At 64.7% G+C, this 23,633-nt stretch carries 23 protein-coding genes; 3 read left to right on the forward strand and 20 right to left on the reverse strand.

The genetic code is table 11. The annotated features are described in order from the left end of the window. The first annotated feature begins 108 nt into the window (after positions 1-108). Positions 109-1,413 (forward strand): aminotransferase class III-fold pyridoxal phosphate-dependent enzyme, encoded by a 1,305-nt coding sequence (locus tag J2X67_RS25020; protein ID WP_309957562.1) that lies wholly within the window; start codon positions 109-111, stop codon positions 1,411-1,413. On the opposite strand, the gene J2X67_RS25025 is transcribed toward J2X67_RS25020, so the two are convergent. The 16 genes from J2X67_RS25025 to J2X67_RS25100 all read right to left on the reverse strand — a co-directional run bounded on the left by J2X67_RS25025 (position 1,400) and on the right by J2X67_RS25100 (position 18,636). Further along, entirely contained in the window at positions 1,400-2,443 is a 1,044-nt protein-coding gene (locus tag J2X67_RS25025; protein ID WP_309957563.1) for an NAD(P)/FAD-dependent oxidoreductase, read from the reverse strand. The genes J2X67_RS25020 and J2X67_RS25025 overlap by 14 nt on opposite strands. Beyond that, the gene (fdxA, locus tag J2X67_RS25030) at positions 2,440-2,769 is read right to left on the reverse strand and encodes a ferredoxin FdxA (RefSeq protein WP_157613716.1); all 330 of its coding nucleotides are present in this window, start codon (positions 2,767-2,769) and stop codon (positions 2,440-2,442) included. The genes J2X67_RS25025 and fdxA overlap by 4 nt, the downstream gene beginning before the upstream one ends. Positions 2,770-2,812: 43 nt before the next feature. Next, complete coding sequence (locus tag J2X67_RS25035) at positions 2,813-4,150, reverse strand: GTP-binding protein (protein ID WP_309957564.1); 1,338 nt, start codon at positions 4,148-4,150, stop codon at positions 2,813-2,815. Beyond that, the gene (gene cysD, locus J2X67_RS25040) at positions 4,150-5,103 is read right to left on the reverse strand and encodes a sulfate adenylyltransferase subunit CysD (RefSeq protein WP_309957565.1); all 954 of its coding nucleotides are present in this window, start codon (positions 5,101-5,103) and stop codon (positions 4,150-4,152) included. Before cysD ends, J2X67_RS25035 begins: the two co-directional genes overlap by 1 nt. A gap of 32 nt (positions 5,104-5,135) precedes the next feature. Beyond that, positions 5,136-5,768: a phosphoadenosine phosphosulfate reductase family protein gene (locus tag J2X67_RS25045; protein WP_281150693.1), complete on the reverse strand. Its 633-nt coding sequence runs from the start codon at positions 5,766-5,768 to the stop codon at positions 5,136-5,138. Positions 5,769-5,789: 21 nt separating this feature from the next. Then, positions 5,790-6,185 (reverse strand): DUF934 domain-containing protein, encoded by a 396-nt coding sequence (locus J2X67_RS25050; protein ID WP_309957566.1) that lies wholly within the window; start codon positions 6,183-6,185, stop codon positions 5,790-5,792. Next, a complete protein-coding gene (locus J2X67_RS25055; RefSeq protein ID WP_309957567.1) occupies positions 6,182-7,960 on the reverse strand; it encodes a nitrite/sulfite reductase in 1,779 nt (592 codons plus the stop codon). The genes J2X67_RS25050 and J2X67_RS25055 overlap by 4 nt, the downstream gene beginning before the upstream one ends. A gap of 242 nt (positions 7,961-8,202) precedes the next feature. Next, entirely contained in the window at positions 8,203-9,024 is an 822-nt protein-coding gene (locus tag J2X67_RS25060) for a M55 family metallopeptidase (protein WP_309957568.1), read from the reverse strand. 19 nt (positions 9,025-9,043) lie between these two features. Next, positions 9,044-10,126 carry a P1 family peptidase gene (locus tag J2X67_RS25065; RefSeq protein ID WP_309957569.1) on the reverse strand — a complete coding sequence of 361 codons (1,083 nt, stop codon included), beginning with the start codon at positions 10,124-10,126 and terminating at the stop codon, positions 9,044-9,046. 12 nt (positions 10,127-10,138) lie between these two features. Further along, the gene (gene gsiD / locus J2X67_RS25070) at positions 10,139-11,059 is read right to left on the reverse strand and encodes a glutathione ABC transporter permease GsiD (protein ID WP_309957570.1); all 921 of its coding nucleotides are present in this window, start codon (positions 11,057-11,059) and stop codon (positions 10,139-10,141) included. A gap of 10 nt (positions 11,060-11,069) precedes the next feature. After that, on the reverse strand, positions 11,070-11,990 hold the full coding sequence (gsiC, locus tag J2X67_RS25075) for a glutathione ABC transporter permease GsiC (protein WP_281150698.1): 921 nt from the start codon (positions 11,988-11,990) through the stop codon (positions 11,070-11,072). 134 nt (positions 11,991-12,124) lie between these two features. Next, positions 12,125-13,675 (reverse strand): glutathione ABC transporter substrate-binding protein GsiB, encoded by a 1,551-nt coding sequence (gene gsiB / locus J2X67_RS25080; RefSeq protein WP_309957571.1) that lies wholly within the window; start codon positions 13,673-13,675, stop codon positions 12,125-12,127. 58 nt (positions 13,676-13,733) lie between these two features. Continuing rightward, a complete protein-coding gene (locus J2X67_RS25085) occupies positions 13,734-15,611 on the reverse strand; it encodes a dipeptide ABC transporter ATP-binding protein (protein WP_309957572.1) in 1,878 nt (625 codons plus the stop codon). A gap of 30 nt (positions 15,612-15,641) precedes the next feature. Next, positions 15,642-16,604, reverse strand: coding sequence for an isoaspartyl peptidase/L-asparaginase (locus tag J2X67_RS25090; RefSeq protein ID WP_309957573.1), 963 nt, complete (start codon positions 16,602-16,604; stop codon positions 15,642-15,644). After that, a complete protein-coding gene (locus tag J2X67_RS25095) occupies positions 16,601-17,563 on the reverse strand; it encodes a MurR/RpiR family transcriptional regulator (protein WP_309957574.1) in 963 nt (320 codons plus the stop codon). The genes J2X67_RS25090 and J2X67_RS25095 overlap by 4 nt, the downstream gene beginning before the upstream one ends. A 179-nt stretch (positions 17,564-17,742) precedes the next feature. After that, entirely contained in the window at positions 17,743-18,636 is an 894-nt protein-coding gene (locus J2X67_RS25100; RefSeq protein ID WP_309957575.1) for a LysR substrate-binding domain-containing protein, read from the reverse strand. 85 nt (positions 18,637-18,721) lie between these two features. On the opposite strand from J2X67_RS25100, the gene J2X67_RS25105 reads away from it, so the two are divergent. After that, positions 18,722-19,894, forward strand: a complete 1,173-nt coding sequence (locus tag J2X67_RS25105) for an FAD-binding oxidoreductase (protein WP_309957576.1) — start codon at positions 18,722-18,724, stop codon at positions 19,892-19,894. Positions 19,895-19,946: 52 nt separating this feature from the next. Beyond that, on the forward strand, positions 19,947-20,978 hold the full coding sequence (locus J2X67_RS25110; protein WP_309957577.1) for a class I fructose-bisphosphate aldolase: 1,032 nt from the start codon (positions 19,947-19,949) through the stop codon (positions 20,976-20,978). 3 nt (positions 20,979-20,981) lie between these two features. Here J2X67_RS25110 and msrA read toward each other — a convergent pair whose 3' ends face one another. The 4 genes from msrA to J2X67_RS25130 form a co-directional block, all read right to left on the reverse strand. Then, the gene (gene msrA / locus J2X67_RS25115; protein WP_309957578.1) at positions 20,982-21,683 is read right to left on the reverse strand and encodes a peptide-methionine (S)-S-oxide reductase MsrA; all 702 of its coding nucleotides are present in this window, start codon (positions 21,681-21,683) and stop codon (positions 20,982-20,984) included. A gap of 96 nt (positions 21,684-21,779) precedes the next feature. Further along, the gene (locus tag J2X67_RS25120; protein WP_309957579.1) at positions 21,780-22,031 is read right to left on the reverse strand and encodes a pentapeptide MXKDX repeat protein; all 252 of its coding nucleotides are present in this window, start codon (positions 22,029-22,031) and stop codon (positions 21,780-21,782) included. Positions 22,032-22,133: 102 nt separating this feature from the next. Then, on the reverse strand, positions 22,134-22,925 hold the full coding sequence (locus J2X67_RS25125; RefSeq protein ID WP_309957580.1) for a molybdopterin-binding protein: 792 nt from the start codon (positions 22,923-22,925) through the stop codon (positions 22,134-22,136). Continuing rightward, entirely contained in the window at positions 22,925-23,557 is a 633-nt protein-coding gene (locus tag J2X67_RS25130) for a cytochrome b/b6 domain-containing protein (protein ID WP_309957581.1), read from the reverse strand. The genes J2X67_RS25125 and J2X67_RS25130 overlap by 1 nt, the downstream gene beginning before the upstream one ends. Between the last annotated feature and the right edge of the window lie 76 nt (positions 23,558-23,633).

The following is a 23,633-nucleotide window of genomic DNA, read 5'->3' on the forward strand; positions in this document are numbered from 1 at the left end:
TGCCGCCATTGTGTGGGGATGAAATTGATTGTATAAACAATATTAATTGAGCATTGATCAATTAACCGGAGATCAATCCCTGACCTCCCACTTTCGAAGGACCAGTCCATGACTGATGCTGCAATCGACCAAGCCCTTGCCGAGGCGCATCGGCGCTTTGTCGCCAGCAACCCCGCGAGCCGGCGCCAGTTCGAGGAGCAGACGCGCTATATGCCGGGTGCCAACAGCCGCTCGGTACTTTTCTACGCGCCGTTTCCGCTCACCATCGCCAAGGGCGAGGGCGCGGCACTTTGGGACGCCGACGGCCACCGCTATGCAGATTTCATCGCCGAGTACACGGCCGGTGTATACGGCCACTCGGCACCGGAAATCCGCGATGCCGTCATTGAGGCAATGCAGGGTGGCATCAACCTCACGGGGCACAACCTGCTCGAGGGGCGGCTGGCAAGAACCATCTGCGAACGCTTTCCGCAGATCGAGCAGTTGCGCTTCACCAACTCGGGCACCGAGGCAAACCTGATGGCGCTTACGGCCGCGCTGCACTTCACCGGCCGCCGAAAGATCGTGGTGTTCTCGGGCGGCTATCACGGCGGCGTGCTCGGCTTTGGCGCCAAGCCCTTGCCGACGACCGTGCCCTTCGACTTTCTGGTGCTGCCCTACAACGACGTTCAGGCCGCGGCCGAGCAGATCGAGGCGCACGGGGCCGAAATTGCCGCCATCCTGGTCGAACCCATGCAGGGCGCGAGCGGTTGCATTCCGGGGCGGCTCGACTTTCTGCGCGCGCTTCGCGATGGCGCGACCAAGGTGGGTGCGCTGCTGGTTTTCGATGAGGTCATGACCTCGCGCCTGGCGCCGAGCGGCCTTGCCAACAAGCTGGGCATCCGGTCAGACCTGACCACGCTGGGCAAGTACATCGGCGGCGGCATGTCGTTTGGGGCTTTCGGCGGGCGTGCAGACGTCATGGCGCAGTTCGATCCGCGCACGGGCTCGCTCTCGCATTCGGGCACCTTCAACAACAACGTGATGACCATGGCGGCCGGATATGCCGGCCTCACCAGGCTGTTCACCCCCGAGGCAGCCGGCGCGCTGGCCGAGCGCGGCGATGCGATGCGTGCGCGGCTCAACGCGTTGTGCACGAAGGAAGACGTGGCCATGCAGTTCACCGGCGTGGGGTCGTTGATGAATGCGCATTTCCTGCGAGGAGAAGTGCAGCGCGTGGACGATCTTGCGCAGGTGGACGGGCGAGTGCGCCAGCTGCTGTTCTTTCACCTTTTGAGCCAGGGCATCTATGCCTCGCCGCGCGGCTTTGTCGTGCTCTCGCTGCCGTTGCAGGATGCGGACATCGACCGCTTCGTCGCCGCCATCGGCAGCTTCATGGGCGAATACCGGGCCCTGCTGCCTAGCGCGAAGTAGCGGAACCAGCCACGCCCAGCAGCTCGTGCAGCCGCGTGCTGGTGGTTGTGTACTGCAGCGGAATCGCCTTGCCCGGAAACACCAGCGCCGCGGCGCCCCAGGCGGCCAGGGTGGCCTCGTGAAAGCCGCAGACGATGAGCTTCTTCTTGCCCGGGTAGGTGTTGATGTCGCCCACCGCAAACACGCCGCGCTCGCGGGTTTCGTACTTCTCCGTGTCGACGGGCACTTGCTTGCGTTCCAGCTCCAGTCCCCAGTCGGCAATGGGGCCCAGGCGCGGCGAAATGCCGAGGCACGCCACCAGCGCATCGAGCGATAGATTGACCGTGGTCGCGTCCGGCGTGGTGATCTGCAGTTGCTTGCCGTCGAAAGCGGTGGGTTGGCCCACCTTGAACGCCAGCTTGCCTTCTGCCACCAGCGCACGCATTGAAGCGACCAGGCCTTCGTCGGCCTGGAACCCGTCGCGCCGGTGAACCAGCGTGACCTGTCTGGCAATGGCCGCGAGTGCGATCGCGGTTTGCAGCGCAAGGTCGTCGCCGCCATTCACCACCACCGTTTGGCCGGCAAAGCGGTCGAGCGAATCGGGGTGATAGAAAACCGAGCTGCCTTCGAACTGCGCAATGCCTTCGACTGCAATGCGCTTGGGCACGAAGGCGCCGACGCCTGCGGCAATGAATACCGTTTTGGTCTGGAAGGCCTTGCCTGCCGATGTCGTCAGCAGCAAGCGCTCATCGGCCTGGCGGGCGAGGGTGGCAACCTGCTCGCCGAAGTGGAACTGCGGCTTGAACGGCGCAACCTGCTTCAGCAGCGATTGCGCAAGATCGCGCCCGCTGGTGGCCGGTGTGCCCGGAATGTCGTAGATCGGCTTGTCGCCATAGAGCGCCACGCACTGGCCGCCCGCGGCAGGCAGCGCATCGACGATGTGGCAGGAAATTTCGAGCAGGCCGAGCTGAAAGGCCTGGAACAGCCCGACCGGACCGGCGCCGATGATCAGCGCGTCGGTCTCGACGGGGGCTGCGCCTGCCGGGTTCAACGGATCAGTTCGCCGATCTTGTCGGTCTTGTCTTTCCACTCTTCAGCGTCGGGCAGTGCCGGCTTGCGCTTGGTGATGCTCTTCCAGCCGTCGGCCAGCGCGAGCTCGGCGTTGAGCTTGATGAAGGCGATCTGGTTGGCCGGGAGGTCTTCCTCGGCGTAGATTGCATTGACCGGGCATTCAGGAATGCAAACAGCGCAATCGATGCATTCGTCCGGGTCGATCACCAGCATGTTGGGACCTTCGCGGAAGCAATCCACGGGGCATACGTCCACGCAGTCGGTGTATTTGCAGCGGATGCAGGCTTCAGAGACGACGTGGGTCATTTGTCTTCTAACGTCAGTATGTGGGTCGGGAAAACCCGAGATTTTAGGCCTTTGCGGCGGCAGGCTGCACGAGCACGGCGGCGGCGGTCTTGTGGGTGGCCGTATCGACCAGCACCAGCGAGCCCAATGCGCGCGATTGCGTGAACGGCAGAACGGCCAGCGGCTGCTGCAGCGCAAGCACCACGTCGCCGATGGAATTGGCCTCCAGCTGTGCCGTCGGCTCCGATTCAAGCGTGGTGATGTTCACCCGGTCGACGATGCGCGCCACCTTGGCCTTGACCCAGCGGTGGCCTTGCAGCGCCCAGTAGACCCGGCCCGCAACCAGCGGTTCGTCGTCGAGCCAGGCGACTGTGGCGGTAATTTCGCGCACGGGCTCGAAGGCGCCGGGCGCCAGCAGCCAGTCGCCGCGAGACACGTCCACCTCGCGGTCGAGCACGATGCCGGCGCTGTGGCCCGCATGCACCGTCGTCGGCTGGCGCGTGTGGCTCAGTACCTGGGCGACCGTGGCCGTCTGGTTGCTGGGCAGTACGGTCACGCGCTGGCCGGGCTCTACATGGCCCGAGGCCACACGGCCCCAGAACACGCGGCGGCCCTGCGAAGTGTCGGCCGAGGAAGAGAACTTTTCGACCCACTGCACCGGAAAGGCGAAAGGCACGGCCTCGTCCTGCACAGTCACCGGCAGCTCTTCGAGCAGTTCGAGCAGGCTCGGGCCTTCGTAGCCGACCCAGTCGGCATGGCGCGTAGCCACGTTCCAGCCCTTGAGGGCAGAGATCGGCACGATGGCGGCCACCTGTACGCCGGCTGCTTCGGCAAAGGCGTTCAGCGCAGTCGAGATGCGTTCGAAGGCCAGGGCGGCATCGTCGATGGCGTCGAGCTTGTTGACTGCGAACACGATCGACTGCACGCGCAGCAGATGGGTCAGCAGCGTGTGGCGGCGGGTTTGCGGCAGCAGCTCGCGCTTGACCACGGTGCCGTCTTCCACCTCGGCGGCCCAGGCCAGCTTGGTGGCATCGACCAGCACCACGGCGGCATCGGCTGCGGAGGCGGCCGTGACCATGTTGCGGGTGTACTGCTCATGCCCCGGCGCGTCGCCGATGATGAACTTGCGCTTGGCGGTCGAAAAGTAGCGATAGGCCACGTCGATGGTGATGCCCTGTTCGCGCTCGGCCGAAAGGCCGTCGGTGAGCAAGGCCAGGTCGGTTTCACCGCCGCGCTGCACGCCGGCGAGCTGGTCTTGCAGCACGGTCTTGCTGTCGACCAGCAGGCGGCCGATGAGCGTGCTCTTGCCGTCGTCCACCGAGCCGCAGGTGATGAAGCGCAAGGCGGTGCCGGTGTCGCCGTGCAGGGCGTTGCTATCGAGGGTTGCCGTCGTCGTGCTCATCAAAAATATCCGTCTTTCTTGCGCTTCTCCATCGAAGCTTCCGAAGTCATGTCGTCCATGCGCGTGGCCCCGCGCTCGCTCACGTCGACCGACAGCGTCTCGAGCACCACGTCGCCGGCATCGGCCGCCAGGCTCTCGACCGGGCAGGTGGTCGTGATGTCGCCCACGGTGCGAAAGCGCACATCGCGCACCTGCACCGTTTCGCCGTCGCGCGGCGGGGTGAGTTCGGTTACCGGCACCAGAAGGCCTCGGCGTTCGACCACTTCGCGCTTGTGCGTGTAGTAGATCGACGGCAGGCCGACGTGCTCACGCTCGATGTATTGCCACACGTCGAGTTCGGTCCAGTTCGAAATGGGGAACACGCGGAAGTGCTCTCCCGGGGCCAGGCGCGTGTTGAACAGTGTCCACAGTTCGGGGCGCTGGTCCTTGGGCTGCCATTGGCCGAAGCTGTCTCGGTGCGAAAAGATGCGCTCCTTGGCGCGTGCCTTCTCTTCGTCGCGGCGGGCGCCGCCGATCAGCGCATCGAAGCGGAATTCTTCAATCGCCTCGAGCAGCGTGACCGACTGGTGCGCGTTGCGCGATTCACCGGGATGCGCCAGGCGCACGGTGCCGCGCGCCATCGAATCTTCGACGCTGCGCACGATGAGCTCGGCGCCCAGTTCCTTGGCGCGCTGGTCGCGGTAGGCCGTAACCTCAGGGAAGTTGTGGCCCGTGTCGATCATCAGCAGCGGGTACGGAATGCGGCCGACGCCGAAAGCCTTTTCGGCGCACTTCAGCAGCACCAGCGAATCCTTGCCGCCCGAAAACAGCAGGGTGGGGCGCTCGAAGGCGGCCGCGACTTCACGCAGGATGAAGATGGTTTCTTCCTCGAGCGCATCGAGGTGGGTGTTGGACAGGTGCGCAGGAGAATGCATCGGGGGCTGCAAAAGTTCGGCTTCGGTACGGGCGTTCATCGGATGGGGTCCTGAATGCGGAGATCGATCGTTCAGTGCGAAAGATGCAAGCCGCATTCGCGGTTGTCTTCGCCCTTGGTCGGGTCCACATAGTCGAAGTTGTTGGGCAGGCCGTTCGCTTCGCAGTACTCGTACAAATCCTTGGACGACCAGTGCAGGAGCGGCGCAACCTTGATCAGGCCGTCGGGGTTGACGCTGACCGGGTCCATCTGTGCGCGCACGGCGGTGTCGGTGGCCCGCAGCGCGGTAAACCACACCTTGGGCGCCGTTTCGCGCAGTGCACGGGCAAAGGGCTCCAGCTTCACTTCTTCGGTGAAGGCGGCATGGCGCGGATCGTCGAGCGCCGGGGTCGGGCCCTCCACCGCTTCACGGTGCGCGCGTGAGCGGCGCGGAAGGTAGATATGCAAATCCAGCCCCAACTGCTTCGTCACCTCGTCGGCAAAGCGGTAGGTGGCCTCGGTGTTGTAGCCGTTGTCCATCCAGATCACAGGAACATCGCGCTTGGCACGCGTGACCATGTGAAGGATCACGGCCTCGAACGGGCGAAAGTTGGTGGTAACGATTGCGGGTTGGCCGAGGCCGATCGCCCAGTCCACCAGTCCCTCGGCGTTGCGGCCGAGTTCGGTGTTGATGCGTGCAAAGTCGATGTCCGTGGCGATGCTCATGTCTGGATTTCCTGTGCGGGCTCAGTTGCTGGCCACGAAGTGCGGCGCCGGCTGCACCGCGTCGCCCTGGTAGAACGCGGCAAAGCGGTCGAACTGGCGCTGCGCGTCGGAGGCGTCCACGCCTTCCTTGAGCACGGCGCTCGAAAAACCGGTGCGTTCCATCTGCACCAGCTGGTCGATCAGCACGTCGCCCGTGGCGCGGATGTCGCCCTTGAAGCCCAGGCGGCGGCGCAGCAAAAAGGCTTGGCTGTACGCGCGGCCGTCGGTGAACTTCGGAAAATTCAGGTCGATGCGCTCGATGTCTTCCAGGCACACCTCGATGGCGAGCGGGTCTGCATCGTTGGGCAGTTGCAGCACCTTCGGGTCGCCGTCGTCGACGTGTTCTTCGGCAGCCAGGATGTTCAGCTTGCGGTTCATGCTGCTTCCTCCACCTTGAAGCGCGCACCGTTGGCGGCGGCCTTGAACGGGTCGTGGCCCACGCGGCGGAGCGTGTCGATGAAGGTTTCGCCGTTCTGACGGGTGTCGCGGTAGGTGGTGAGCACGGCTTCGATCACGCCCGGCACTTCGGCCGCCGAGAACGAGGGACCGACCACCTTGCCAGCCTGCGGCGTGCCACTGAGGGCGGAACCATCGGAGCCGCCCAGGGTGACCTGGTACCACTCCTTGCCGTCCTTGTCGACGCCCAGGATGCCGATGTGGCCGCTGTGGTGGTGGCCGCACGAGTTGATGCAGCCGCTGATGTGCAGGTCGATCTCGCCCAGGTCGTCGAGCTCGTCCAGGTCTTGATACCGCTCGGTGATGGCCTCGGCAATGGGAATCGAGCGCGCATTGGCCAGTGCGCAGAAGTCGCCGCCGGGGCAGGCGATCATGTCGGTGAGCAGGTGCACGTTGGCGCTGGCAAAGCCGGCCGCGCGGGCGGCGAGCCACAGCGCGTGCAGGTCTTCGGCATGCACCCAGGGCAGCACGATGTTCTGGTCGTGCGTAACGCGGGCTTCGCCGGCCGAAAAGCGGTCGGCCAGTACGGCGAGCGTGTCGAGCTGGTCGGCCGAGGCATCGCCGGGCGCCTGCTTCAGGCGCTTGAACGACAAGGTGACGGCGCGCAGCGCGGGGTTCTTGTGCGGGGCCACGTTGCGGGCCAGCCAGCGGGCAAACTGCACGTCGTCGGCGGCATGGGCGCGCAGTTCGGCGTCGGTTTTTTCGGCGCTCTGCAGCACGCGGGTTGCAAGAGTCGGCGGCACGAACGAGGCGGCCACGCGGTCGTACTCTTCCTGCGTGATGGTGTGCGGCGCGCCGTCGTGCTCGATGATCTGTTTGTACTCGGCTTCCACGTCGTCGATATAGCGCTGGCCTTCGGCCTTTACCAAAATCTTGATGCGCGCCTTGTAGATGTTGTCGCGGCGGCCATAGCGGTTGTAGACACGGATCACCGCCTCGAGGTAATTCATGATCTGCTGCCAGGGCAGGAACTCGCGCAGCACGGTGCCGATGATGGGCGTGCGGCCCATGCCGCCGCCCACTTGCACGCGAAAACCGATTTCGCCGGCTTCGTTCTTCACCACGTGCAGGCCCACGTCGTGCCAGCCGGTGGCGGCGCGGTCTTCGGTGGCGCCGGTAATCGCAATCTTGAACTTGCGCGGCAAAAAGGCGAATTCAGGGTGCAGCGTGCTCCACTGGCGCATGATTTCCGCGAACGGACGCGGATCGGCAACTTCGTCGACCGCAATACCGGCGCGCTCGTCGCTGGTGATGTTGCGAATGCAATTGCCGCTGGTCTGAATGCCGTGCATGTCGACGGAAGCCAGCAGGTCCATCACGTCGGCCGACTTGGACAACGGAATCCAGTTGTACTGCACGTTCTGGCGTGTCGAAAAGTGAGCGTAGTGCGTGGGCAGCTTGTGGCTGCCGAGCAGGCCCTGCGTCTCAATGGCCTTCTTGTAGACCTCTGCCTCCGGCTCGTCGTATTCGCGGGCAATGCGGGCCAGCACGCGCAGCTGGCGGCTCGAGAGCTCGCCGTACGGCACGGCCACGCGCAGCATGGGCGCATAGCGTTGCACGTACCAGCCGTTTTGCAGCCGCAGCGGGCGGAACTCGTCTTCGGCGAGCTTGCCCTTTTGCCAGCGCTCGAGCTGGTCTCTGTATTGGGCTGCCCGTTGGTGGACGAACTGGCGATCGAAATCTGTGTATTGGTACATCGTGAGTCTTGAAGAAGTGCGGTGCCGCACGTCCAACGGGGCGCCCCAGCAAGAAGCCGAGATTCTGTAAGCACGCCTTATGGAAGCAAACTATTTTTTGGTTCGCGTCTTATGCGGATAAGCTTATTCTCCAGCGCCCATGCGGGTTGCCGGGCGGTTGAATGCTTATTCTGGATAAGGGCGAGGGTGGCTCGCAGGCCTAGGATAAGGCCCGCGGAGAGCCCGAGGCGGCGGTGAGCCCTTCAGCGCAGCATGGCCGACATGGCCGAGCAGCAGTTCAGCATGCGAACCGCGGCTTCTACCGAGCCCGCCGTGAAACGCAAGGTCACACCGTCGACGCGTTCGAACGACGGCCATTGGCAGAACAGATCGGCCATTGCGGGCGACTGGGTGCGCAGGGTGACCACCTGCGGCCCTTCCAAGACGAGCGGGGCGGCGCTTGCCCGACCCGCCAAACCCTGCACAACCCCGGAATGGATGGCCGCACGCGATTGTTCGGGCGAGAGTGAAACGCCGCTGCTGAAGCCCGTGGCTCGCTTGGTTTCCACGAATACCGCGTGCGGAAGAACCGGCTGGTTTTCGGTAATGAAGACGTCGTCGCCACTGGCCATGACCACCGGCACGCCGTATTCGCCGGCCAGCGCGCCGTAAAGTCCTGCCTCGCCAAGCTCGCGGTCGCCCAGCCAGATGCCGGCAAACGCAAAGCTGTTGATGGTGTGGGCAAGGATGCCGCGCCCCTGTGCACGCGAGTGGTAGCCCACCATGCAGACCGCTTCCACGCCTTCTTCTTCCACGCCCGCCACCATGCTCAGGTAGCGCGGCTTGCCCTGGACCACGCGGGCGCGCGGATCGAGCACGTCGGGCGGCATGTTGCGAAAGCCGCCATGCGAATCGTTGACCAGCACCTCGGTGGCGCCTGCCTCGAAGGCGCCGGCAATGGCGGCATTGGCCTCTCGCGCCATTAGCAGGCGGGCCCGCTCGAACTCCGGATTGCCGGGGCGCACCTGCTCCTGGTGGTAAACGCCGGCCACGCCTTCGATGTCGGTGGAGATCAGAACTTTCATGCGGGGCAATACCTGCGGTTCAAGCGAAAAAGGAAGAGGGCGGCAAGAGCTCTGAAAGCGCGCGCCGGTGGTGGTCATTGCGGCCGGTTACCGCCGTGGCATGCCAGAGCGCGTGGGCAATCGCCTGTTCGGTGCCCTCGGCTGCAGCCTGGAAGATATCGTCAAGCAGGCTGTCGTGCAGCATGGCGACGGCAGGCATTGGCCGTTCGGCCCGGTCGGGCACGGTGTAGGCGGTTGAAAACGCCAGTGCGATGTCGCCGCTGCCATGGCCAAAAACCGAGCCCGTGCGCGCCAGCCCGGCACCCGCACGCAACGCCAGGCGCCGAAGCTGCCGTGCGTCCAGCGGCGCGTCAGTGGCAATGAGCATGATGATCGAGCCTTTTTCGGGCTCGGCTGCCGTGCTTGCCTGTGCGGCGGCGTCTTGCGAGGCAGCGTCTTGTGAAGCCAATTGCGCCGCGAGGCGTACGCCCACCGCCCGTCCGGCCAGCACCAGTTGCGGCAGCCGGCCATAGTTGGCCAGTACGAGGGCGCCCACGGTGTACACGCCGCCTTGGCGCGACGGCACGCAGCGCGATGCACTGCCGATGCCGCCCTTGAACTGGAAGCTCGACATGCCGCGGCCCGCACCCACCGAGCCCTGCTCGAAATCGACGCTCGCGCTTTCGAGTGCGCGCAGGTAGTCGGCCTCGGCCACCGCCATGCGCTGGATGTCGTTGAGAAAACCGTCGTTGCACTCGAAGACCAGCGGATTGACTGTGGGCAGCGATCGGCCCGATTCGGGATTGGCCGCCACGCAATCGCGGATCTGCGCCGTCGCAACCGTGCCGACCGAGAAGGTGTTGGTGAGAGCAATCGGCGTTTCCAGCACGCCCAGTTCCTCGACCTGCACCAGCCCCACGCTCTTGCCGAAGCCGTTGAGCACCACGGCCGCGGCCGGCACCTTGTCGCGGAAAGCGTCGCCGCCATGCGGGCGAACGACCGTGACGCCGGTCTGCACGCCGGCTTCGTCCAGCGTGCGATGGCCAACCAGAACCCCCTGCACGTCGGTAATGGCGTTGCGCTTGCCTGCGGGCAGGTGGCCGATGTGCGGAATCGATGGCATGCGAGGCCCCGGTTACTGGCGGTCGATCTTCGGGTCGAGCGCGTCGCGCAGCGCATCGCCCAGCAGGTTGAAAGCCAGCACGGTAAAGAAGATGGCCAGGCTCGGGAACAGCGCCACGTGCGGCGAGGTCACCATGTCGGCGCGTGCTTCGCTGAGCATGGCGCCCCATTCGGGCGTTGGCGGTTGTGCGCCCATGCCGAGGAACGAAAGGCTGGCCGCCGTGATGATCGACGTGCCCACGCGCATCGAAAAATACACGACGATCGACGAGATCGTGCCCGGCAGGATGTGCCGCACGATGATGGTCCAGTCAGACGCGCCGATGCTGCGCTCGGCCTCGATGTAGGTCTGCTGCTTGAGCACCAGCGTGTTGCCGCGCACCAGGCGCGCAAACGCCGGCACGCTGAACACCGACACCGCCACCACCACGTTGGTCATGCTGCTGCCCAGGATGGCCACCACGCCCAGCGCCAGCAGAATGCCCGGAAACGCGAACAGCACGTCGGAAATGCGCATCACGATGCGGTCCCACCAGCCTTCGTAGTAGCCCGCGAGCAGGCCGAAGGCCGTGCCGACAAAGCCACCCACCAGCACCGACAGAAAACCGGCCATAAGCGAAATTCGCGCACCCATCAGGATGCGGCTGAAGATGTCGCGGCCCAGCGGATCGACGCCGAACCAGTGCGTGGCCGAGGGGCCCGTGTTCAGCATGTCGTAGTCGAAGAAGTTTTCCGCGTCGAAGGGCACGATCCACGGCGCGAACACCGCAACGAACACCAGCAGAAACACGAACATCGCCGCAACGATGCCCACGGGCTGCTTCTTGAAGCGGCGCCAGCATTCGCCCCACGGCGTGCGGACCTTGCCCGCGGATTGAACCGCCACCACGGGCGGAGAGATATTTTCGGCAGACACGCCGGTAGCTTGGGTCATGTCGGCTGCCTCACTTGTAGCGGATGGTGGGGTTGATGTAGCCATACAGCACATCGACCACCAGGTTGATCAAAATGAATTCGAGCGAGAACAGCAGCACCAGCGTCTGGATGACCGGGTAGTCGCGCATTTGCACGGCATCGACCAGGAGGCGGCCAAGGCCTGGCCAGTTGAACACCGCCTCGACAAGAATCGAGCCGCCCAGCAGAAAGCCGAATTGCAGGCCCATCATCGTGACCACGGGAATGAGCGCGTTGCGCAGGCAGTGCTTGATGATGACTGTGCGTTCGCGCACGCCCTTGGCACGCGCGGTGCGAACGAAGTCCTCCTGGATCACTTCGACGAACGATGCGCGGGTGAAGCGCGCCATTACGGCGGCCACGGCCGCGCCCAGCGTGATCGAAGGCAGGATGTAGTGCTTCCAGCTGCTGGCCCCCACTGTGGGCAGCCAGCCGAGCTGAACCGAGAAGATCTGCATCAGCAGCATGCCCAATGCAAATGCAGGAAAGGAAATACCCGACACCGCCAGCGTCATGCCAAGGCGGTCGGGCCACTGGTTGCGGAACACCGCCGAAACGATGCCGATGCCCATGCCGAAGATCACCGCCCAGACCATGCTGGTGATGGTGAGCATCACCGTCGGAAAAAAGCGCTCGCCGATCTCCGTTGCCACCGGCCGCCGCGTGCGGATCGAGGTGCCGAAGTCGCCCTGCAGCATGTGGGTGAAGAAGCTCACGAACTGCTGCGGCAGCGGCTTGTCCAGGCCCAGTTCCGCGCGCACCATGGCCACGGTCTGCTCGTCGGCGTCCTGGCCGGCGGCAAGGCGCGCCGGGTCGCCCGGCAGCATGTGGACGAACAGGAACACCAGCACTGCCACGATGAGCAGCGTCGGGATCAGGCCCAACAGTCGTTTGAGAAAGTAATTCAGCATGTCATACAGGCAATCAGCCCTCGTCGAGGCTTCGGGCCCCATCGGGAGACACCGCGGAACCGGCTTTGCCGGGCCGCTGGTGTCGCCCCCTTGAGGGGAAGGCGGCTACACGAAGTGAGCCGCTTCGGGGTGGGTCAGTTCACAGCGATAGCGTCGATGTTGATGTTGCCGTCAGGCATCACGTGCACACCCGACAGCCGCTTGGAATGCGCCGACAGGTTCTGCTCGGTTACCAGCGGCACGCGCGGCAGGTCCTTGCGGATTTCTTCCTGCGCGGTCTTGTAGAGCGCGGCCTTTTCCTTGTCGTCCACGGTGATCAGTGCCTTGGCGAGCGCGTTGTCCACCACGTCGCTCTTGTAGAACGACATGTTGTTGAGCTTGGGCGCCCAGGCTTCAGAGGCGAACAGCGGGCGCAGGCCCCAGTCGGCTTCGCCGGTCGACGAAGACCAGCCCGTGTAGTACATGCGCACCTTGGCCGTCTTGGGATCGGGCCATGCATCGACCTGCTCGGTGCGCTGGCCCACTTCGAGCGCCTGCACCTGCAGCTTGATGCCAACCTGCGCGAGCTGCTGCTGCACGAACTGGATGGTCTTCTGGCTGGTCGTGTTGTTGTAGGCGCTCCACAGCACCGATTCGAAGCCGTTCGGATAGCCGGCTTCCGCCAGCAGCTCCTTGGCCTTCTTCACGTCGTAGGGAATGGGTGCCATCTTCTCGGCAAACCTCACGCCCTGCGGCAGCACGCCCTGCGCGGGGAATGCATAGCCGCCGAACGCGACCTTGGCCAGGGCTTCCTTGTTGATGGCGTAGCCGATGGCTTCGCGCACCTTCGGGTTGTCATAGGGCTTCTGCAGCATGTTGAATGCCAGGAAGCGCGTGATGATCGAAGGAATGGCCACCACTTCGAGCTTGTCGCTCTTCTTCAGCAGCTCGGCTTGCTCGTAGGGAATCGGGAACGCGAAATCGGCTTCGCCAGTCTGCAGCATGGCCGCGCGCGTGTTGTTCTCGAGCACGGGCTTCCACTGCACAGTGTCGACCTTGGGGTAGCCCTTTTTCCAGTAGCCGTCGAACTTCTTGGCCTTGACGGCTTCGGTCTGCTTCCACTCGACGAACTCGAACGGGCCGGTGCCCACGGGGTGGAAGGCGATGTCCTTGTTGCCCCACTTCTTGAGGGCGGTGGGCGAGATCATCGCGGCCGACGCATGGGCCAGCGAGTTGATGAAGGGGCCGAAGGGCTCCTTCAACGTGATGCGCACGGTGCTGGCGTTCACCGCTTCGACCTTGCTCACGCGGTTGAACTGGTTGTAGCGCAGCAGCTTGTTGTCCTGGTTCAGCACGCGGTCGAGCGTGAACTTGACGGCTTCTGCGTTGAAGTCGGTGCCGTCGTGGAACTTGACGCCCTGGCGCAGCTTGATGGTGTAGACCAGGCCGTCCTTCGACACCTCGTAGCCTTCGGCCAGCACGTTCTGCACCTTCAGGTCCTTGTCGAACTGGAACAGGCCTTCATAGAAGGTCTTGGTCACGGCCGTGGTGATGGTCGTGTTGGTGTTGTAGGGGTCGAGCGTTTCGGGCTGGTAGCCGATCGACAACACCGCGTCTTTCGCGGCCATTGCCGTGCCGGTCATTGCAAAGGCGGCCAGGCCCAGCAGTGCCGATGCCCATCGCAGGGAGGAAGAAGATTGCTTCATGGAAAGAGCTCCAGTCGGTTCGAGGGAAAAAAGCAGGAGGGCCTGCGGGTTGAAAAATTCAGAAGGCGCCGCCAACGGCGTGCCGCGCGACAAAGTGCCCAGGTGCCACCTGCACCAGCGGCGGCACGTCGGGCTCGTCGCCCACGGCGCGAATGGGGCTGGGAATCTCGCCTTCGAGCAGCGCGCGCGGCTTGTGGCGGCGCGACGGATCGGCCACCGGCACCGCAGCCATCAGCTTGCGGGTGTAGGCATGCTGCGGCGCTTCGAACACGGCGCGGCGCGGGCCGATCTCCACGATCTGCCCAAGGTACATCACCGCCACCCGGTGGCTGATTCGCTCCACCACGGCCATGTCGTGCGAGATGAAGAGAAACGCCACGCCCAGTTCGCGCTGCAGGTCGAGCATGAGGTTGACGATCTGCGCCTGGATCGAAACGTCCAGCGCCGACACCGATTCGTCCGCCACCACCACCTTGGGGTTGAGCGCGAGTGCGCGCGCAATGGCAATGCGCTGGCGCTGGCCGCCTGAAAACTCGTGCGGATAGCGCTGCGCCACCTCTGGCGGCAGCCCCACCTTCTGCAGCAGCCAGTCGACGCGCTGTTGCGCTTCGGCGCCCTTGGCAATGCCGTGGATCAGCAGCGGCTCCATGATCGAGAAGCCCACGGTGACGCGCGGATCGAGCGAGGCAAACGGGTCTTGAAAGATGAACTGGATATTGCGGCGCAGCGCCTGCAGTTCGCGCGTCGGCAGTTCGCGGATGTTCTGGCCGCCAAACTCGATGGCGCCGCTCTGGCTTTCGACCAGGCGCAGCAGCGAGCGGCCGGTGGTCGACTTGCCGCAGCCCGATTCGCCCACCAGCGCCAGCGTTTCGCCGGGGTAGAGGTCGAAGCTGATTTTTTCCACCGCATGCACGCGCCGCTTCACGCGGCCGAAAAGGCCGCTGCGCACATCGAAGCGCGTGACCAGGTCGCGCACGCGAAGGATGGGGCCGGCGTCTTCACGCACCGTGGTTTGCGGCGTGGCGTCGGTGACCGGCACGGTATTGGCGCTGCCCTCGGTACGCAGCAGTTCGAACTTGGCGGGCAGGTCGGTGCCCTGCATGGCGCCGAGCTTGGGCACCGCCGACAGCAGCGCCTTCGTGTACGGGTGCTGAGGCGAGGCAAAGACCGTGTCCGAACTGCCGGCCTCCACCTTGTCGCCGCGGTACATCACAAGCACGCGGTCGGCAATTTCGGCCACCACGCCCATGTCGTGCGTAATGAAGAGCACGCCCATGCGCATCTCTTTCTGCAGCTCGCGAATGAGCTGCAGGATTTGCGCCTGGATCGTCACGTCGAGCGCGGTGGTGGGCTCGTCCGCAATCAGCAGCTGCGGCTTGCACGACAGAGCCATTGCAATCATCACGCGCTGGCGCATGCCGCCCGACAGCTGGTGCGGAAAGCGGTCGAGCACGTTGCGCGCTTCAGGTATGCGCACCAGTTCGAGCATGCGCAACGCCTCGGCGCGCGCGGCTGCGTTGCTCTTGCCCTGGTGGATGCGAATGGCCTCGGCAATCTGCTCGCCGGCGGTGAACACCGGGTTGAGAGACGTCATCGGCTCCTGGAAGATCATGGCGATGTCCGCGCCGCGGATGTTGCGCATCTCCGCGTCGCGCGCCTGAGCAAGGTCGAGCACTTCGCCGCTGCGGCGGCGAAACGCCATTCGCCCGCCCAGGATGCGGCCGCCGCCATGTTCCACCAGCCGCATCAGCGCGAGCGAAGTGACCGACTTGCCGGAGCCCGATTCGCCCACCACCGCAAGCGTTTCGCCGTGGTCGACATGGAAGGACAGGTTCTTGACGGCATCGACCGTGCGCTCGGAGGTCGAGAAGCGCACAGTGAGATCGTCGACGGCGAGAACACGGCCGTCTGGCAGGGCGAGGGCAGGGGAGGACATGGCGGTGCGAGAAAAAGAGGGGCTTGCGCGTCAGGCAAAGATGGCTGTGCAGGGGGCTTCGTTGCCGCGCGCGTGGCCGCGGTACATGCCTTCAGTGTTGAAGGCGAGGCTCAGGTTGCCGTGGCGGTCGACGGCGATCAGGCCGCCCGTGCCATTGATGGCGGGTAGCGATTGGTGCACCACCGCATGCGTGGCGGCTTCGAGCGTGGCGCCGCCGTAGGCCATGCGCGCGCAAACGTCGTAGGCGGCCGCAACGCGGATGAACATTTCGCCGCTGCCGGTGCAAGAGATTGCGGCCGTGCGGTCGTCTGCATAGGTGCCAGCGCCGATCAGCGGCGAATCGCCGATGCGGCCGACGCGCTTGTTCGTCATGCCGCCGGTCGAGGTGGCTGCGGCCAGATGGCCGTGAATGTCGAGCGCCACGGCGCCCACGGTGCCGAACTTCTTGTCTTCGTCGAGCGGCGGGGTCATGGAGGCGCCTTCGTGGTCGGTTACCACGCGGCCCGTATCCCGCACACGGTAAAGCTGCTGGCGGCGCGCTTCGGTCGAGAAGAAAGAGGGCTCGACCATTTCGAGCCCGTGTTCGCGTGCAAAGGCCTCGGCGCCCGCGCCGGCCAGCAGCACGTGGGCGCCGTCTTGCAGCACGGCGCGCGCGGCGCGCACCGGCCGGCGAATGTGGCACACGCCGGCAATGGCGCCGGCCGCCAACGTGGCGCCGTCCATGACCGCCGCGTCGAGTTCGTGGGTTTCGTCATGCGTGAAAACTGCACCATGGCCCGCGTTGAAGAGCGGGCATTCTTCGAGCATTTCGACCGCAAGGCAGGTGGCGTCGAGTGCAGATGCGCCCTTCAGCAATGCGGTCTGCGCGGCGCGCACGATGTTCTGCAGCGCGTCGTGATAGGCCTGCGCCTGGGCCGCGCTGGTGGTTGCGGCGCTGATGGTTCCGGCGCCGCCGTGAATGGCGATGACCGGTGTGCTTGTGCTGTTTGTCATGTGGACGATTTCTTGTTCTTCTTGCGAGCGCCGGCCGGTGATGCGCTTGCGGGCTGTGCGGACGGTTCAGACCGCGCCAGGCCCTGAGCGCCATGCAGCCAGGGCCGCACGGCTTGCAGGATGCGGCTCGCGGACTGCACCGCGCGCGGGGCGCGCAGCGCCACCGCGCTGGTCAGCGCCTCGATCAACGCCAGCACGCTGGTTTCGCAGTTCGGCCGGTAGCTGGTTTCGGTCTGGCAATAAAGCACCACATCGGCCAGCGGCGCGAGCGGCGAGCTTGGCCTGTCGGTCAGCGCCAATACCGCGCAGCCCTGGCCGCGCGCAATCTGCGCCAGCGCCACGGTATCGGTGAGGTAGCGCGGAAAGGTGAGGCCTATGAACAGGTCCTGCGGACCCGCATGCATGAGCGTGCGCGCCGCGTGGGTGACCCCGCTTACGCTGGAGAGCATTCGCACGTCGTTGCAGCTGCCGTCCAGGCCATGCTGCAACAGCCCCGCAAGCCATGCGCTGGCGCCAAAGCCGCCGATGTACACCGAGCGCGCCTTCAGGATGCGCTGCACTGCGGCCTCGCAGGCGGCGTAGTCCAGCGACTGGCGCGTGGCTTCGATGTTGCGGCGGCTCTCGTCCAGCGCGGTGGCAAACACTTCGGCCACCGTGGTGGGATGCTCGAGGTTGCCGCGCAAGCGCTCCACCGGCGCCACCAGCGATTCGAAGCCGCGCACGAGCTCGGCGCGAAATGTGGCGTAGCCGTCGAAGTCCAGCGCCCGCGCAAAGCGGTTGGCCGTGGCAACCGACACGCCCACCACAGCGGCCAGCTCGTCGATGGGCAGCGTGGCGACCTGTAGCGGGTGCTCCAGCACGTAGTCGGCCACCTGGCGGTGCGAGCGCGTCAGCCGCGGCAGCGCCTGCGCAATGCGCTGGGCCACAGTGGTGCCGGTGGTCTCTACGTTGGTGCTCATTCGTGGGCCGTGCACTCCGAAGGGGAGTGCTTTATGTAAATCAGTTTTCAAATATAAGACAAAAAAGAAAATTTTCTGTCATTTTTGATCGAATGAGCAAATTACGGGCCTGCTTCGGCCCGATTCTTCAAACGGTTTTGCGCCCGCAGGAACTGCAGGACCGGAGCCGCCTGCCTTCTTCAGGCCGGCGTAAGCCCGAGCACCCAGCGCTTGAAATGCTCCAGCGCTCCCGAGGCCGGCGGGCCTTCGGGATAGGCGAAGTAGTAGCCCTGGCTGACGTCCAGGTGCCGGTCGATCGGAACCACAAGCTCGCCGGTCCGCAGTTCGCGCTCGATCAGAATGCGCGGCGCCAACCCCACGCCCATGCCGGCCGCAGCGGCGGCGGTCACCATGGTGAAAAGCTCGTAGCGTGGTCCGCGGGAGGCGTGCAGGGTGTAGTCCCAGCCCTGCTGCGCATACCAGTCGCGCCAGGCGTGCGCCCGGGTGCTCAGGTGCACATGGCGGCAACGCTCGAAGGCACGTTCGTCCCACGGCCCATTGGCATCGCGAAAAGCCGGGCTGCACACAGGGACCATCTCACCTTCGGAAAAAATCAGCCCTCCCTGCGTGCTTGGCCAGAACTGGTCACCGAAATAAATGGCGGCGTCATAGGCGTTTTCCTGAAAAGAGAAGGGTTGCGAGCGCGCCGAGAGATTGACGGTGATGTTCGGGTGCTGCTGGCTGAAATCGGGTAGCCGCGGAATGAGCCATTGGGTGGCAAAGGTGGGCACTACCGCCACTTCGAGCACAAACCCCATGTCATGGCCGGCGCTGATTTCGAGCGTGTCGCGTCGGATCTGGTCCAGGTGGCGGCGAATGCGCGCCGCATATTCGCGCCCGGTTTCGGTAAGCGTGAGCCGCCGCCGCACACGCGAAAACAGCGGCACGCCCAACCGCTGCTCGAGCGTGGCCACCTGCCGCCCGACGGCGCTTTGCGTGAGGGCCAGTTCGGCTGCCGCGCGGGTAAAGCTCCCCAGGCGCGCAGAGGCCTCGAAGGCCTGGAGCGCGCCCAGGTTGGGAATGTCTTTTCTCATCGTTGCTATTCTGCGTGCGGGCCTCGCGGTTTTTCCCGGCGCTTGTAAGAATGGACCTGTCGGCGAGCAGCAAGAAAGGTATTTCATGCGTCGTGTGGTGATCATCGGCGGCGGAGCCATCGGTTCTGCCATAGCCTATTTTCTGAACCAGGACCCCGCGGAAGAGCCGTTCGACGTGACCGTGGTCGAGCGCGATTTCTCGTACACGCAGGCTTCGTCGGCCTTGTCTGCGAGTTCGATCCGGCAGCAGTTCTCCACCGGCATCAACATCGAGATGTCCCTCTACGGGATCGACTTTTTTCGCCGCCTTGGCGAAACCCTGCGCGTGGGCGACAACGTGCCCGATATCGGCCTGGTCGAACCCGGGTACCTGTACCTGGCTTCGCCGGAGGGCGTCGAGGTGTTGCGCGAGAACCATGCAACGCAAAGGGCGCACCGCGTCGACGTGGTGTTGCTGACGCCCGAGCAGCTGGAGGCCCGCTTTCCGTGGATTTCAACCGAAGGCGTCGCGCTGGCTTCACTTGGCCTTTCGGGCGAGGGCTGGTACGACGGCTACAGCCTTCTTCAGGCGTTTCGCAAGAAGGCCATTTCACAAGGCGCCCGTTATGTGCAGGCGAAGGCAACGGGGCTGCAGCGCAGCGGCCGCACGCTGACGGGCGTGGAACTGGATATTGGCGACCCGATCGAGGCCGACGTGGTGGTCAATGCCGCGGGCGCCTGGGCCGCAAAGGTGGCGGGCTGGGCGGGCATCGATCTGCCGGTGCGCGGCCGCCGCCGCATGGTGTTCAGCTTTTCGTGTCCCGAGACCTTGCCCGGCTGCCCGCTGATCATCGACACATCGGGCATCTGGCTGCGCCCCGAAGGGCGCCGGTTCATTTGCGGTTTTGCCCCGCCGCAGGACAGGGACCGAGACGATGCGCCGCTCGAGGTCGACTACCGCGTTTTCGACGATTTCATCTGGCCGGCACTGGCTGCACGCGTGCCTTCGTTCGAGGCCATTCGAATGACCAGCGCATGGGCCGGCTACTACGAGATGAACGTGTTCGACCACAACGCGATCCTCGGGCTGCACCCGGACTGCGACAACCTCTACTTTGCCAACGGCTTCTCGGGGCACGGCCTGCAGCAATGCCCCGCGGCGGGGCGCGGCGTGGCGGAACTCATCCGCTACGGCGAATACCGCACGCTCGACCTGTCGCCGGTTTCGTTTGCACGCATTCTCGAAAACAGGCCGCTGGTCGAGAAGAACGTCATCTAGCCGGAGGCCGGGCGGAGGCGTACCATGCTTCGCAAGCGAGGGCCACAGCATCATGACCGCACAGGCGTTGATCGATACCGCACAAGCGCTGGTTGCCGGCGACAAGGGCTTGCTCGCAATGGACGAAAGCAACGCCACCTGCCACAAGCGCTTCGCGAAGCTGAACATTCCCCAGACCGAAGACGCGCGACGTAGCTGGCGCGAGCTGATCGTGACTGCGCCGGGCCTGGGTGCATCCATCAGCGGCGCGATTCTTTTCGACGAAACCATACGGCAGCGCACGAGCGGAGGCGCGTCCTTTGTGTCGGCGCTCGAGGCGGCGGGAATCATCCCCGGCATCAAGGTCGACATCGGCGCGAAGCCTCTGGCGGGCCACCCCGGAGAGACGGTGACCGAGGGCCTGGACGGACTGCGCGAGCGGCTGGCCGAATACGCCGGCATGGGCGCCCGTTTCGCGAAATGGCGAGGCGTCATTACACCGGGCCCTGGTTTGCCCAGCCCTGCATGCATCGAGGTGAACGCCCATGCGCTGGCCCGCTATGCGGCGCTGTGCCAAGAGGCCGGGCTGGTGCCGATCGTCGAGCCCGAGGTGCTGATGGAAGGTGATCATTCCCTCGCGCGCTGCGCCGAGATCACCGAAGACACGCTGCATGCGGTGTTTGCGCAGTTGCGCCTTCAGGGCGTGCTGCTCGAAGGCATGCTGCTGAAGCCCAACATGGTGTTGCCCGGGCAAGACTGCCCGAAACAGGAGGGCGTGGACGAGGTTGCCGGGGCCACGGTGTCGTGCCTTCTGCGCACTGTGCCTGCGGCGGTGCCGGGCATCGCATTCCTCTCGGGAGGCCAATCGGCACAGCTCGCATCGGCCCGGTTGAATGCCATGAACGCGGCATTCGGTTCGCGCCTGCCATGGGCTCTGGCGTTTTCGTATTCGCGCGCGGTGCAGCAGCCGGCGCTGGATGCGTGGAAGGGCGACGCCGCCAATGTTGCAGCGGCCCAGCAGGCACTGGTGTACCGCGCCCGTTGCAACCAGGCTGCGCGGCGCGGCGCATACGACGCGCTGGCGGATGCGCCCGAGCCGGGCTGAGCCTCAACTGCTTTTTGCCGTATTCACCAGCACCGGCGTCTGCCGGTAGTCTTCGGGAAACAGCTTCTTCAAGTCCTCGATCTTCGGCTGGTCGTGGAACACGATGTACGCATGCCTCGGGTACCGCGTGAGGAAGTCCTGGTGATAGGCCTCGGCCGCATAGAAGGGCTTCGATATTTCGATGGTGGTCGCGAGCGGCTTGCCGAAGGTCTGGGCCTGGTTCAGCTGCGTGATGTACGCCTTGGCAATGCGTGCCTGTTCGATGTTCTCGGCAAATACGGTCGAGCGGTACTGCGGACCGGTGTCGGGGCCCTGCCGGTTCAGCTGGGTCGGATCGTGCACGACCGAGAAATAGATCTGCAGCAGCTTGCCGTAGCTGATCTGCTGCGGGTCGTAGGTAATTCGAACCGATTCGGCGTGGCCGGTGCGGCCCGACCCGACGTCGTCATAGCGCGCCGTCTTGGCATCGCCGCCGGCATAGCCCGACACGGCGTTGCTCACGCCCTTGACGCGCTGGAACACGCCTTGCACACCCCAGAAGCAGCCGCCGGCAAAAACCGCGGTGTCGTACTTGAGGGTGGGCGGGGCCGCAAGGTCGACCGCAGGCGCCGGCACGCGCCGCCCGGGCTCGGCAGCCGAAGACGCGACAGGCCAGGCCATTGCCGCGGCTGCGAGCGCGGCGGCGGTGAATGCGAGGATTCTCATGTGCTGTTCCGATGCGAGTGAGTCTGTGATGCCGGGCGGATGGAAGCGACATTGCCGCCGATTGCGGCGGGCGTCAATGCCGCGTACCCGTGCCTTTTACTTCTTCATTTCATCCTTGCCCATCGTGTCCTTGGACATGCTGTCCTTCTTCATGCCATCCTTGGACATCGAGTCTTTCTTCATTCCGTCCTTGGACATGGAGTCCTTGGCCATCGAGTCCTTCTTCATGCCGTCCTTTGCCATCGAATCCTTGGCCATACCATCCTTGGCCATGTCGTCAGCGGCGAAGGCCGAGGCGCCGGCAAAGGCGATGCAGGTTGCGAGCAGGGTTGCAGTGAGCTTGTTCATTCGGAATCTTCCAGTTGAGGTTTCATTTTTCAAGAGAACGGCACGGTCCCTCTGGAACACGGCCTCGCGCTTTCATCGGCAGTCGAGTCGCACGGGTGCGGCTCAGCTCCCTCCGAACCAGTTGTAGCCCTGGTCTTCCCAGTAGCCACCTGAATAGGTGTTGGTGACGAACATCGCCTTGATGTGCTTGGGGTTCTTGTAGCCAAGCTTGGTGGGCATCCGCAGCTTCATCGGAAAGCCGTACTTCGGCGGCAATGGTTGGCCGTCGTAGCTGAGCGTGAGCAGCGTCTGCGGGTGCAGTGCGGTGGGCATGTCGATGCTGGTGTAGTAGTCATCAGCGCACTTGAATCCGACATATTTGGCGGTGGTGTCAGCGCCGATGCGGCGCAGAAAGTCGGCAAAGCGCACGCCGCCCCATTTGCCGATTGCGCTCCAGCCTTCGACGCAGATGTGGCGCGTGACCTGGTCGTGCTGCGGCATGGCGCGCAGCTCGGCCAGCGTCCAGCTGCGCTTGTCGGCGACCATGCCGGTCACTTCGAGCCGGTAGCCGGCCTCGTCGACCTCGCGGACCTCGTCCTCGCCGTAGTAGGCGTTGAACGGGAAGGGCCGCGTGATCATCGATTCGGGGTAGGTTTCAGCAAGCTGCGTCGGGCTGAAGATCAGGCCTTGCACCTTGTCGTTGAAGCGCGAGATCTTCGAGAGCGCCGCTTCCACGTGGCTGTCGTCGCTGATGCTGCAGCCCGTGAGCAGCGAAAGGCCCCCGAGCGTGAGCGAGCGCTGCAGGAAGGCGCGGCGCGCAGGCTGGTCGAGCTGCCTGGCAATCAGCGTACGGGCCTCGCGCACCACGGCATCGCCGTCGACGCCGGTCAGTCGGGGAGCTTTGAATATCTTCATCATTGCTTTGGCGCGCGGCCGCGGATCATGGTGAGAAGGGTGCGGGGCACGAGTGCCACCATCACCAGGTGCACGGCGACAAAGGCAACCAGCGATGCCATGCCGAAAAAATGGATGCGGCGCGCAAGCTCGTAGCCACCCATCAGGTCGCGAAGAACGGCGAACTGCACCGACTTCCACAGCACGAGGCCGGAAAGCACGATCAAGGCAATATCGAGCATCACGAACAGGTAGGCCAGCTTCTGCACGCTGTTGTAGCGGCGCGGGTCGGCGTGCGAGAGCTGGCCCTTGAGTGCGGCCAGCGCGTCGTGCCAGACGCCGGCGGGCGTGACCGGAAAGAACCTGGTGGCCAGCCGGCCGCTTGCGATGTTGATTGCCAAATAGACGAAGCCGTTGAACACCAGCAGCCACATGGCCGCGAAATGCCATTGCAGCGCGCCGCCGAGCCAGCCGCCCAGCGTTACCGCGTCCGGAATGCGGAACGCAAAGAGAGGCGAAGCGTTGTAGATGCGCCAGCCGCTCGTCACCAGCACCAGAACCGCGAGGGCGTTGAGCCAATGCGTGATGCGCATCCACAGCGGGTGGATGGGGCGGGCATTGGGTGCGGTGCTTGCGATGGCGTTGCTGGTCATGGAGCGGATTCTTGGGCGCACCCCATGGCCGATTCATCACGCAAAGTTCAATTAATCGTGATAACTCCCGAAGCCG

Source organism: Variovorax sp. 3319 (assembly GCF_031456585.1).
Classification (GTDB): domain Bacteria; phylum Pseudomonadota; class Gammaproteobacteria; order Burkholderiales; family Burkholderiaceae_C; genus Variovorax; species Variovorax paradoxus_P.

Coding starts and splice junctions, on each gene's coding strand:
- J2X67_RS25020 (WP_309957562.1), top strand. CDS start 109: ATGACTGATGCTGCAATCGACCAAGCCCTTGCCGAGGCGCATCGGCGC.
- fdxA (WP_157613716.1), bottom strand. CDS start 2,769: ATGACCCACGTCGTCTCTGAAGCCTGCATCCGCTGCAAATACACCGAC.
- J2X67_RS25035 (WP_309957564.1), bottom strand. CDS start 4,150: ATGAGCACGACGACGGCAACCCTCGATAGCAACGCCCTGCACGGCGAC.
- cysD (WP_309957565.1), bottom strand. CDS start 5,103: ATGAACGCCCGTACCGAAGCCGAACTTTTGCAGCCCCCGATGCATTCT.
- J2X67_RS25045 (WP_281150693.1), bottom strand. CDS start 5,768: ATGAGCATCGCCACGGACATCGACTTTGCACGCATCAACACCGAACTC.
- J2X67_RS25050 (WP_309957566.1), bottom strand. CDS start 6,185: ATGAACCGCAAGCTGAACATCCTGGCTGCCGAAGAACACGTCGACGAC.
- J2X67_RS25055 (WP_309957567.1), bottom strand. CDS start 7,960: ATGTACCAATACACAGATTTCGATCGCCAGTTCGTCCACCAACGGGCA.
- J2X67_RS25060 (WP_309957568.1), bottom strand. CDS start 9,024: ATGAAAGTTCTGATCTCCACCGACATCGAAGGCGTGGCCGGCGTTTAC.
- J2X67_RS25065 (WP_309957569.1), bottom strand. CDS start 10,126: ATGCCATCGATTCCGCACATCGGCCACCTGCCCGCAGGCAAGCGCAAC.
- gsiD (WP_309957570.1), bottom strand. CDS start 11,059: ATGACCCAAGCTACCGGCGTGTCTGCCGAAAATATCTCTCCGCCCGTG.
- gsiC (WP_281150698.1), bottom strand. CDS start 11,990: ATGCTGAATTACTTTCTCAAACGACTGTTGGGCCTGATCCCGACGCTG.
- gsiB (WP_309957571.1), bottom strand. CDS start 13,675: ATGAAGCAATCTTCTTCCTCCCTGCGATGGGCATCGGCACTGCTGGGC.
- J2X67_RS25085 (WP_309957572.1), bottom strand. CDS start 15,611: ATGTCCTCCCCTGCCCTCGCCCTGCCAGACGGCCGTGTTCTCGCCGTC.
- J2X67_RS25090 (WP_309957573.1), bottom strand. CDS start 16,604: ATGACAAACAGCACAAGCACACCGGTCATCGCCATTCACGGCGGCGCC.
- J2X67_RS25095 (WP_309957574.1), bottom strand. CDS start 17,563: ATGAGCACCAACGTAGAGACCACCGGCACCACTGTGGCCCAGCGCATT.
- J2X67_RS25100 (WP_309957575.1), bottom strand. CDS start 18,636: ATGAGAAAAGACATTCCCAACCTGGGCGCGCTCCAGGCCTTCGAGGCC.
- J2X67_RS25105 (WP_309957576.1), top strand. CDS start 18,722: ATGCGTCGTGTGGTGATCATCGGCGGCGGAGCCATCGGTTCTGCCATA.
- J2X67_RS25110 (WP_309957577.1), top strand. CDS start 19,947: ATGACCGCACAGGCGTTGATCGATACCGCACAAGCGCTGGTTGCCGGC.
- msrA (WP_309957578.1), bottom strand. CDS start 21,683: ATGAGAATCCTCGCATTCACCGCCGCCGCGCTCGCAGCCGCGGCAATG.
- J2X67_RS25120 (WP_309957579.1), bottom strand. CDS start 22,031: ATGAACAAGCTCACTGCAACCCTGCTCGCAACCTGCATCGCCTTTGCC.
- J2X67_RS25125 (WP_309957580.1), bottom strand. CDS start 22,925: ATGAAGATATTCAAAGCTCCCCGACTGACCGGCGTCGACGGCGATGCC.
- J2X67_RS25130 (WP_309957581.1), bottom strand. CDS start 23,557: ATGACCAGCAACGCCATCGCAAGCACCGCACCCAATGCCCGCCCCATC.